8 protein-coding genes and 1 pseudogene are annotated in these 10,619 nt (G+C 41.9%); 8 read left to right on the forward strand and 1 reads right to left on the reverse strand.

Annotated features, from left to right (window positions below; translation table 11 throughout):
• The 3 genes and pseudogenes from F6J99_RS33950 to F6J99_RS33960 all read left to right on the forward strand — a co-directional run.
• A pseudogene (locus F6J99_RS33950) lies at positions 1–456 on the forward strand (F0F1 ATP synthase subunit alpha); the annotation flags it as partial.
• A 294-nt stretch (positions 457–750) separates the two neighbouring features.
• Entirely contained in the window at positions 751–1,701 is a 951-nt protein-coding gene (locus F6J99_RS33955; protein ID WP_293119713.1) for a F0F1 ATP synthase subunit gamma, read from the forward strand.
• A gap of 495 nt (positions 1,702–2,196) precedes the next feature.
• Positions 2,197–3,348, forward strand: a complete 1,152-nt coding sequence (locus tag F6J99_RS33960; RefSeq protein ID WP_293119715.1) for an AZOBR_p60025 family cell surface glycopolymer formation protein — start codon at positions 2,197–2,199, stop codon at positions 3,346–3,348.
• 88 nt (positions 3,349–3,436) lie between these two features.
• On the opposite strand, the gene F6J99_RS33965 is transcribed toward F6J99_RS33960, so the two are convergent.
• A complete protein-coding gene (locus F6J99_RS33965; RefSeq protein ID WP_293119717.1) occupies positions 3,437–5,179 on the reverse strand; it encodes an IS1634 family transposase in 1,743 nt (580 codons plus the stop codon).
• 488 nt (positions 5,180–5,667) lie between these two features.
• Here F6J99_RS33965 and F6J99_RS33970 point away from each other — a divergent pair, with 488 nt between their 5' ends.
• The 5 genes from F6J99_RS33970 to F6J99_RS33990 all read left to right on the forward strand — a co-directional run bounded on the left by F6J99_RS33970 (position 5,668) and on the right by F6J99_RS33990 (position 10,611).
• Complete coding sequence (locus tag F6J99_RS33970; RefSeq protein WP_293119719.1) at positions 5,668–6,087, forward strand: XisH family protein; 420 nt, start codon at positions 5,668–5,670, stop codon at positions 6,085–6,087.
• Positions 6,075–6,416 carry a XisI protein gene (locus F6J99_RS33975; protein WP_293119721.1) on the forward strand — a complete coding sequence of 114 codons (342 nt, stop codon included), beginning with the start codon at positions 6,075–6,077 and terminating at the stop codon, positions 6,414–6,416. The genes F6J99_RS33970 and F6J99_RS33975 overlap by 13 nt, the downstream gene beginning before the upstream one ends.
• A 647-nt stretch (positions 6,417–7,063) precedes the next feature.
• The gene (locus F6J99_RS33980; RefSeq protein WP_293119723.1) at positions 7,064–8,320 is read left to right on the forward strand and encodes a calcium-binding protein; all 1,257 of its coding nucleotides are present in this window, start codon (positions 7,064–7,066) and stop codon (positions 8,318–8,320) included.
• A gap of 290 nt (positions 8,321–8,610) precedes the next feature.
• Entirely contained in the window at positions 8,611–9,552 is a 942-nt protein-coding gene (locus tag F6J99_RS33985; RefSeq protein ID WP_293119725.1) for a hypothetical protein, read from the forward strand.
• A 315-nt stretch (positions 9,553–9,867) separates the two neighbouring features.
• Positions 9,868–10,611, forward strand: a complete 744-nt coding sequence (locus F6J99_RS33990; RefSeq protein ID WP_293119727.1) for a calcium-binding protein — start codon at positions 9,868–9,870, stop codon at positions 10,609–10,611.
• The last annotated feature ends 8 nt before the right edge of the window (positions 10,612–10,619 follow it).

Raw genomic sequence — 10,619 nt, forward strand, 5'->3', positions numbered from 1 at the left:
TGACCAGCGATTAACCCTGGTATCTCAGTGTCACGGGTAGGTTCTGCTGCCCAAACTAAGGCAATGAAGAAAGTGGCTGGTAAGTTGAAGCTAGAACTAGCCCAGTTTGACGACTTGCAAGCTTTTGCTCAGTTTGCCTCCGACTTGGATGCCGCAACCCAAGCTCAGTTGGCTCGGGGTCAGCGTTTACGGGAAGTGTTGAAGCAACCTCAGAATTCCCCCCTAGCTGTGTTTGAGCAAGTGGCAATCGTTTACGCTGGACTCAATGGCTATCTAGATGATGTGCCTACTGATAAGGTGACAACTTTTACTCAGGGACTGCGGGAGTACTTGAAAACCAGCAAGCCAGAGTACGTTGAGATCATCAAAAAGGAGAAGAAGCTCACTGATGAAGCCGAAAGCATTCTAAAGGAAGCGATCGCAGAATACAAACAGACCTTCCTAGTCTCCGCTTAACAGGTTAAAGATTAGTTTCCGTTGCAGGTTAGTTTCCGTTGCAGGTTGCAGGTTAGTTTCCGTTGCAGGTTAGTAGGTTGCAGGTTGCAGGTTAGTTTCCGTTGCAGGTTGCAGGTTAGTAAGTTGCAGGTTAGTAGGTTGCAGGTTCTCTAAAACACAGTCAACCTAGCCTACACCGAACGCCAAAGGCGAACAACCAGACAACCTTCAACCCGAGACAACCTTCAACCTTCAACCTTCAACCAGACAACCTTCAACCCGAGACAACCTTCATCCTTCATCCTTGAACAGATTATGCCTAATCTAAAAGATATTCGCGATCGCATTAAGTCAGTCAAAAATACTCGCAAAATCACCGAAGCGATGCGCCTTGTGGCTGCGGCTAAGGTACGTCGTGCTCAACAACAGGTAACTGCCACCCGTCCCTTTGCTGACCGCTTAACACAAGTTCTCTACGGTTTGCAAAACCGGATGCAGTTTGAAGATGCCAATCTCCCCCTACTAAAAGAACGGGAAATCAAGAATGTAGGCTTGCTCGTCGTTTCAGGGGATAGAGGACTATGTGGCGGTTACAATACTAACGTTATCAAGCGTGCCGAAAACCGTGCAAAGGAACTACAGGAGAAAGGGGTTGGCTACAAATATGTGCTAGTTGGACGAAAAGCTATTCAGTACTTCCAGCGCCGCGACCAGCCAATTGATGCCAAGTACACCGGTTTAGAACAGATTCCCACAGCATCAGAAGCATCTATGATTGCTGACCAACTCCTCTCCCTGTTTCTGTCTGAAACCGTAGACCGGGTGGAGTTGATATACACCAAATTCGTCTCATTGATTAGTTCTCGACCTGCGGTTCAAACCCTGCTACCCCTAACAGCTAAGGGACTAGAATCACAGGATGATGAGATCTTCAGATTGACAACTAAAGGTGGTGAGTTCAAGGTGGAGCGGGAGGTAGTCACAAGGACAAGTACCGAGACTTTCCCCCGTGACATGATCTTTGAACAAGACCCTGTCCAAATTCTGGATGCCCTGTTGCCTTTATATCTAAACAACCAGTTACTACGGGCCTTACAAGAGTCAGCAGCTAGTGAACTGGCTTGTCGGATGACAGCAATGAGTAATGCCAGTGATAATGCCTCGGAACTGACTGGTAAACTAACCCTAACCTACAACAAGGCACGGCAAGCCGCTATTACCCAGGAAATTCTGGAAGTTGTGGGTGGTGCTGAAGCACTCGGTTAATTTCATTTTATTTAATTTATCAAAAGGGAGAGTTTGAGAGGGAAAAGAATACCCCTTGACGAATAGTTTGGGGATTAATTTTCCCTTTCAAGTAGTTTTAAGATAAAAGAGAAAGGTCTTAAAAAACTGGGAATTGACCTTACTCAGCTACCCCCGGTGCGGGGGAAAGTTACGCCCATGGAGATAACAATCTATTTGGTTGTGCCTGGGAATCCCAATCCTCTTAGGTTGGGGAAGTTCAACGTCAGCTGCAAAGATTACCTGCGTCTGGAATTAACCAGGCGCATTTTTACTGTTTGCTAATTTTATCAGCAATTATAGTGTTTAGTAAAAAAGGGAATAGCGGGTTATATCATGTTACTATAATCACTTATCAAAAAACTTAGCTTCCTTCTTGTAAGTAATCTCCCTCTTTATTGCCTGTTCCCTGTTCCCTGTTCCCTGTTCCCTATTATCTACTAATTATAAGTGTTAAACCGAAAATGATATTAGGTTATGAAACAATTATGGAATCGCCAGCCGATTGAGATTAGGCATACAATATTGGCTGCTATTTTAGTATTAGTTATAGTAAGTTTCTTTTATTTTGTCAAATTTGAAGGGAATATTACTGGCTTTTTCAGAATTGGATCACTATTCCCTATTTCTCCTTATCTCAATAGTGATCAAGTATTGATTTATCAGGGAGAGCAGGGATATGATGGTCAACAGTTTCTGAGTATTGCCCTGGATCCATGGTTAGAAAACTCAGGCACAATAGAAGCCATTACTCCTCCGCAATATCGCTACAGAAGAATTCTGTATCCACTGCTAGGTTATCTATTAGGTTTTGGGAATCCCCAGTTAATTCCCTACGCAATGGTTGGGATTAACTGTCTAGCTATTATTCTCATAGTATTTGTGAGTAGTTTATATCTGAAACGATATAGTGGAAAAAATTGGCACTCACTCCTAGTTCTTTCTATACCAGGAATTTGGATGGTTTTATCTCTTTCAACAGCTGATTTAATCAGTAGCTTGCTGCTGGTAACAGCTATCTATTTTTATCGCAATGAAAAAGCGATTTACACAGCAATAGCGATCGCAGCTGCTTGTCTGACAAGGGAGACAATGCTATTAATGTGGTTGGCAATTTTATTAACCAGTATATGGGAGCGCAAAGGTCGGCAGCTGCAACATCTATTATGGGCTTGGATACCAGTAGCTGGGTGGGCTATCTATGTTTTCTATCATCTAGAGGCTCAAGAGAATCTAGAAGGTAGTGAAAATTTTGGCTACCCCCTATTTGGCATAGGTCAAAAGCTGATTAATAGTCTCACAGGGGGACTAGGGGGAAAAAACCTGTTTGAAGCTTATTCATTTGCCTTATTAATAGCAGCTTTTGTAGTTACTATACTGCTAGCCAGTCAATCCCTGCGGGAAAACAAAGTTATCCTAATCAGTGCCATTATTTATGCTGTGCTATTTTCAATGACTAGCATGACTATCTTAGGGTATTATTTAGATTATTCTCGTGTATACCTAGATATCTATTTCTTACTATTACTCAGTAGCAGTTACTCACAACGCTATTTAAGCTATTTAAAAAATATCGTCATGGCTGGTGCCACGTTAGCAAGCATCACCTATTTACTTGCCCATTCATGAAACACCGGAAAGGTATAACTGAAGTTCCCCTTTGACAAAACAGCACAACCTATGCTTGGATTGGAATTGAGGATTTTTTCTTAGGCATTTACTGGGTACAAAATACCGAAATTCCCAGTAAATCAAGAGCTTTTTGTTGAAGGAGAGTGGCTTGGGTTATTTTCTCAAAGGTAATATCCTTCCCCTCTAACTTTGTGTTAATCGTATTGAGGGTAATCGTCCCTAAATCTGCCATTAACGTATTAAAGCTGTGTACAGGGAATTGATCTTGTGTTTTCTTTTTACGAGCTTTCGATAAAGCTTTCTTTGAACGTTGGGATGGAGCGACGACTTCAGTTGTAGTTAGTTTGACTTGTTCAGATTCTTCATCTGCAAAAAGTATCGGAGCTAAAGCTTGCTTCATGTGCCATTCAACGTAATAAGATAACATACATAAAAAGACATGTGCTCTAACTCGATTTTCTAAATGGTGATAGATGGGACGTACTTTTAAATCCATAGTTTTATAAGCACGGAAAGCCTGCTCAACTTGTGAAAGACTCTTATAAGTTTTCACTGTGGCCGGAGCATCTAAAGTTTCTGCCTCCACCGAAGTCCGAATCACATACAAACCATCTAACGCAGCTTCAACCGAGAGGACATCTCTCTTACGTGAATAAGAGAAACTTCTCTGAGTTATCTCCAAGTTAAAAAATTTACCCACTTGATATCGATTGATAACTTTTCCCACTCTCAGGCCAATTTTGTCCGCGCCAATTAGCGCTCTTTTTTCTCTATTTGTTGCCGCCACAATAGCATTCAGTTCTTTTTCAGTCGCTTGCAATAATTGTTCTCGTTTGAGTTGATTAGCTTCAGCTAGTATCGGATTACGACAAGCGATTAACCTTTCGCCAGGATAAGAAGATGATTCCAATTCGACTAAGTTAGTTTGGTCAAATAATCCCAGCTGAACTACCTCTTGTTCCGCTAATTTCCGTATTTGAGTTCCTCTTAAAGCCGTAACCCAATCCAGCCCTTCTGTGGTAGAGAACTCTTGATTGATGCGGGTTTGAGTAATCATGCCCCTGTCACCAACCCACACCACTCGCTTCAGTCCGAAACGAGAACGTACTTTCTCTATTTGTTTGCCTAATGTCGCCGTGTCGTTGGTATTCCCTTCAAAAACTTCTACCGCAATCGGGCAACCTTCTTGGTTACACAATAATCCGAAAACAATTTGTAATTTTCCTTTCTTTTTATCTCGACTATAGCCATAGTTTGCCAGGGGACAACTCTTGCCTTCAAAGTAAGTAGAACTGACATCATAGAGTACTAAGCTTCCCTCTGATAGATGCTTTTTGGCCAATTTATTCTCAAGGCTCTCTTGTCGAGCCAATAGCCAATCTAGAGCCTCGTATAATTCATCTTCATCGGCATATTCTAGTCCTAACAACTTACTCAATGACGAAAAACAAGTCTCTTTATTTAGTCCCCTAGCTGTTGCCAATTTGGAGCGCGGCTCTAGGATCCTTGCCACTATCATCGCCAGAATGATTGAGCGCTTTCGGGAAGACTTTTCCTCAATTAATTCTGGCAATTTTAGTTTATTTATAGTTCCCAAAACGGCAGCGACATGACCGTGAGGAAGACTACGTATAATTTGGAAAGCTTCACCATAATTCTCAACAGCTACTCCTCCTTTTAGGACAATACGTAGATTTTCTATGACTTCATCTGGTAATTTAGACAGATTAGCTATAGTTCTTTTACGAACTTTATCTCCTTCACGATAAGACTCTCGAAGGAGGACGGCAGGGGGAGAATTTCTGTTAGGAACACGTTCTATATACATGACTACATTATAGCCGAATTTCTCCTCACCTAAATCTTAATAAAATCGAAAGATTACATGGACACACAAGGGTCAGGGATTGGTCACCCAAATCCCTGATTAGGATAGCCTTTCACTGCCCTTGTAGTACAAATGCACGGGGGAACTTCAGGTATAATGAAGATTTGGAAAAAATTTGATTTAGCGTTTGTATTTGAGATGTAAAATTTAACACGATAAATAAAGATATAATGTCAGGTGTACTTTGGGCTAAAAAGCGACATCATGAATAATATCAAGTCAGGTTGAATACCCTCAGCCCTGGTGCTAATGGTTTAGTAAATAGGAGCACTTCTGAAAATAAGCTTGATATTCATCATAGCATCTATGAATAATCTTGTTGACCCTTGGATAATCACTTTTTGCTAACTTAAGAATACCCGAATCATAACGGTAATGGTCAGAGTAAATTAAGATAAATAAATTAATTAATTATTAAAATAATTACCATGCCAGTTCGTGACTACTATCATGATAGTGTACGCAATGCCCTTCAAAAAGACGGTTGGACAATCACCCACGATCCCTATCGTTTAAAACTCACTAGAAAAAAGAATTTATATATTGACTTAGGGGCAGAACGACTCATTGCGGCGGAAAAAGGTGTCCAGAAAATTGCTGTTGAAATCAAAAGTTTCCGCAGTGCATCAGAAATGAAAGATTTAGAGGAAGCAGTGGGTCAATTTGTCTTGTATGAACACCTACTGGCACGCTACGAACCCGAAAGAAAACTCTATTTAGCTGTTCCAGAAGATGTGAGAACATCAGTGTTTGAAGAAGAAGCAGGACAAGTTTTAATCGAAGATAAAATCATTCGCCTTTTTACCTTTGACGTTAATCAAGAGGAGCTTATTACATGGATACCTTAAACAAAACTAATCTAAAACAAGCCATTATCAAAGTCTTAGAAGACTACGTTGAATTTTTAGGAAATGACCCCGAAAGCGACCTTCAATTAATCATTGACGAAAATAAAGATCACTATCTCCTCATGGAAATAGGTTGGCACAAAAATCAAAGAATTTACGGCAGTTTGATTCACATTGATATCATTAACGAAAAAATTTGGCTTCAACAAGACGGCACAGAAGAAGGAGTGGCCAACGAACTGGTAAAACTAGGCATTTCACCCCAACAAATTGTCCTTGCCTTTAAAACCTTAGAACGCCGTAAAATAACTGACTTTGCCGTTTCCTAATTCACAACTAAGTACCTAGGCAAAATGCTTACACATTGAAAGTTCACGGGGTGACAAAAAAGCTCAAACCTATATAGGTGTTAGGTGTTAGGTTTTAGGTGTTGGGTAAAATGAGCGCATCGGAGTCTTTTGTATTGCTCTCTATTGAAGCAATTTTCACGCATACTTCGTCAATGATAGTTTTAATCAATCCATACCCGCACGGACATTCTTCCCTAACACCTAACCCCTAAAACCTAACCCCTGTAATATTTTCAATTAGCTTGTCACCCCCTGAGCCTATTTACTTGCCCATTCATGAAAAACCGGAAAGGTAAAATGAAGATTCGGTAAAATTTAATAAAACTCTAACAAAAGTAAAAAAAATGCATAGATAGCGTCTTTGATAGCGCTATACTTATAGTTAAGGGGTAACCTAATTTGGTGGGTCTGAGTGAAATCAGGCGCTTTTTTAATGAGGTTTTTTATACCCACAGATTTTATTAATAACTATTACAAAAATTGTTTTTTTTCAGAAAAAGGGCAATTTTCACTTGATTAATTATTAAAGGCTGAAAATCACACCAGTTTTCAGATACAGCCTCAGATACTACCCAGGTGTGCATTATATAACAACTGAGAATTCATTAATTACGGAGCAAACATCAATGGTTTCTAATGATAACTTTGCAGACCGGATATTCTTAAAGCGTACATCAGTTAGTACCACAGGCACTAACGTGGGTTTCACTGGGGAGTCAGGTGAGCCCAATCATGCAGGCATTAGCAGCCCGTTAAATTCTGCGTGGTGGTCTTGGACAGCTGCCGCTGATGGGATCGTGACCATTGACACTTTTGGGAGTAACTACGACACTACCCTGGCAGTCTACACCGGTTCAGCAGTTAACAGCTTAACAGAGATTGCCAGTAATGATGACACCTTTGGTTTGCAAAGTGAAGTTGTATTTACTGTTAGCGCTGGTACAACCTACCAAATTGCTGTTGATGGCTTTTCTTCCAACACAGGCTTGATTGATCTCAACATTAACTTAGATATTGACGACAATCTTATTTTAGGAACATCAGGCAATGATAGCCTGTTCGGCAGTGTCGAAAACGATCAGATTGAGGGTTTGGCTGGCAATGACACTATTTTTGGTAGTGAGGGAATTAATACCCTTCTCGGGGGTGATGGTAATGACGTGATCTACGGTGGTTCACAGCTGGATGTGATTGGCGGTGGTAGCGGTAATGATACCATTTTTGCCAGTGAAGGTAATAATGAAATCTTTGCTGGTGCTGGTGATGACCTGATCTATTCTGGGGCTGGCGATGATTTGATTAATAGTGGCAGCGGTAACGATACCATCTTCGCCAGTGAGGGTAATAATGACATCTTTGCTGGTGCTGGTAATGACATGATTTACGGTGGTTCACAGCTGGATGTTATTAATGCTGGTAGCGGTAATGATACCATCTTCGCCAGTGAGGGTAATAATGAAATCTTTGCTGGTGATGGTAATGACATGATTTACGGTGGTTCACAGCTGGATGTTATTAATGCTGGTAGCGGTAATGATACCATCTTCGCCAGTGAGGGTAATAATGAAATCTTTGCTGGTGCTGGTAATGATATCATCTATTCTGGCTCTGGCAATGATTTGATTAATAGTGGCAGTGGTAACGACACCCTGTGGTTAGGGGGTGGTGAGGATGTAATTGTCCTCGAAAGCGGCAATGGTTTTGATACTATCAATAACTTCCAGCTTGGTCTAACTACGTTTGATGCGGGCGATAGTAGTCAGCTGAGCATCATTGATGGTGCTAATGGTGCGGAAATTTCGAGCGCGGGAGACCTCTTGGCTGTGGTGAGTTGGACTCAAGCTAGCACTCTCATAGACAATCTCGACATGGTGTTTGTCTAGGGTTTTTCTGCAAGCCTCCGGTCGAGCAAAGCTTGCCGGAGCATAACATCATGATTTGATGAGCATAGTGCGTCTGAGTTAACTCAGGCGCATTTTTCATGAGGCTTTTTCTGCCCAGGGATTTTATTAAAAACTATTACAAAAATTGCTTTTCTGCATAAAAGGTCAATTTTAACTTGATGAATTATTAAAGCCTGAAAACCACACCAGTTTTCAGATACAGCCTCAGATACTACCCAGGTGTGCATTATATAACAACTTACAATTTATTAATTACGGAGTAAACATCTATGGTTTCTAATGATAACTTTGCCGACCGAATATCCTTAAACCGTATATCAGTTAGTACCACAGGCACTAACGTGGGTTTCACTGGGGAGCCAGGTGAGCCGAATCATGCAGTACTTGACTTCCAGTTGAATTCTGCGTGGTGGTCTTGGACAGCTCCGGCTGATGGTATCGTGACCATTGACACTTTTGGGAGTAACTACGACACTACCCTCGCAGTCTACACCGGTTTAGCAGTTAACAGCTTAACAGAGATTGCCAGTAATGATGATGCTGATCCTGGCTTTACTGTGCAGAGCGCAGTTCAATTTACAGTTACCGCTGGTACCACCTACCAAATTGCTGTTGATGGCTTTTTCTTGGAGACAGGCTTGATTGATCTCAACATTAACTTAGATATTGACGACAATCTTATTTCGGGAACATCAGACAATGATAGCCTGTTCGGCACTATCGAAAACGATCAGATTGAGGGTTTGGCTGGCAATGACACAATTTTTGGTAGTGAGGGAATTAATACTCTTCTCGGCGGTGATGGTAATGACCTGATCTACGGTGGTTCACAGCTGGATGTGATTCGCGGTGGTAGCGGTAACGATACCATCTTCGCCAGTGAGGGTAATAATGAAATCTTTGGTGGTTCTGGTGATGACATTATCTATTCTGGCTCTGGCAATGATTTGATTAATAGTGGCAGTGGTGACGACACCCTGTGGCTAGGGGGTGGTGATGATCTAATTGTCCTCGAAAGCGGCAATGGTTTTGATACTATCAATAACTTCCAGCTTGGTCTAACTATGTTTGATGCGGGTGATAGTAGTCAGCTGAACATTATTGATGGTGCTAATGGTGCGGAAATTTCGAGCGCGGGAGACCTCCTGGCTGTGGTGAGTTGGACTCAAGCTAGCACTCTGATCGACAATCTGGATCAGGTGTTTGTCTAGGGTTTTTCTGCAAGCCTCCGGTAAAGCAAAGCTTGCCGGAGCATAAAATCATGATTTGATGAGCATAGTGCGTCTGAGTGAACTCAGGCGCATTTTTGATCAGGGTTGGTCTGCCCAGGACTTTTGTTAAGGAATATTACAAAAAACTGCCCTTTTGTAGAAAAAGAGCAGATTCAGTTTGATTAACCATTAGAGGCTGAAAAACACAGCAGTTTTTAGATACAGCCTCAGACAGCACCTCAGATGTAACTTCAGATACAACCGAGGTGTGGGTTACATAGCAACTGACGATTCCTAATTAAGGAGGAAACATCAATGAATTCTATTAATAATATCACAGGAACATCAGGTGATGATAACCTGTTTGGCTCTGCCGGAAACGATCGGATTCGGGGTTTGGATGGCAATGACAAAATCTTTGGTAATGAGGGAATTAATACCCTTTTCGGCGATAGTGGTGATGACGAAATTTTTGGTGGTTCACAGCGGGATTGGATTTACGGTGGTAGCGGTAACGATACCATCAGAGGAGCTGAGGGAGTTAATTACCTTTACGGCGATAATGGTAATGACCTGATCGACGGTGGTTCACAGCGGGATGTGATTTTCGGTGGTAGCGGTAACGATACCATCAGAGGCGCTGAGGGAGTTAATTCCCTTTACGGCGGTAGTGGTGATGACCTGATCTTTGGTGGTTCACAGCGAGATTTCATTTACGGTGGTAGCGGTAACGATACCCTCAGAGGAGCTGAAGGTAATAACAGAATCTTTGGTGGTTCTGGTAATGACTTGATCTCTTCTGGCTCTGGCAATGATTTCATTAATAGTGGCAGTGGTAACGATACTATCCAGCTAGGGGGTGGTAAGGATGTAATTGTCCTCGACACCGGCTATGGCTTTGATACCGTCAACAACTTCCAGCTTGGTCAAACTACCTTTGATGTTGCCAAATCTAGTCACCTGGTCATCGTTGATGGTACTAAGGGTGCTGAAATCTTTGGCGGCGGAGACCTCCTGGCTGTGGTGAGTTCAACTCAAGCTAGCGGAAGAACGTCGTGAAGGGAAAA

Origin of the sequence: Moorena sp. SIO4G3 (assembly GCF_010692305.1) — a bacterium.
Lineage (GTDB): Bacteria > Cyanobacteriota > Cyanobacteriia > Cyanobacteriales > Coleofasciculaceae > Moorena > Moorena producens_A.

What these genes read in the sequence shown, in the direction of transcription:
- F6J99_RS33955 (WP_293119713.1), top strand. Translation starts at nt 751, where the DNA reads ATGCCTAATCTAAAAGATATTCGCGATCGCATTAAGTCAGTCAAAAAT.
- F6J99_RS33960 (WP_293119715.1), top strand. Translation starts at nt 2,197, where the DNA reads ATGAAACAATTATGGAATCGCCAGCCGATTGAGATTAGGCATACAATA.
- F6J99_RS33965 (WP_293119717.1), bottom strand. Translation starts at nt 5,179, where the DNA reads ATGTATATAGAACGTGTTCCTAACAGAAATTCTCCCCCTGCCGTCCTC.
- F6J99_RS33970 (WP_293119719.1), top strand. Translation starts at nt 5,668, where the DNA reads ATGCCAGTTCGTGACTACTATCATGATAGTGTACGCAATGCCCTTCAA.
- F6J99_RS33975 (WP_293119721.1), top strand. Translation starts at nt 6,075, where the DNA reads ATGGATACCTTAAACAAAACTAATCTAAAACAAGCCATTATCAAAGTC.
- F6J99_RS33980 (WP_293119723.1), top strand. Translation starts at nt 7,064, where the DNA reads ATGGTTTCTAATGATAACTTTGCAGACCGGATATTCTTAAAGCGTACA.
- F6J99_RS33985 (WP_293119725.1), top strand. Translation starts at nt 8,611, where the DNA reads ATGGTTTCTAATGATAACTTTGCCGACCGAATATCCTTAAACCGTATA.
- F6J99_RS33990 (WP_293119727.1), top strand. Translation starts at nt 9,868, where the DNA reads ATGAATTCTATTAATAATATCACAGGAACATCAGGTGATGATAACCTG.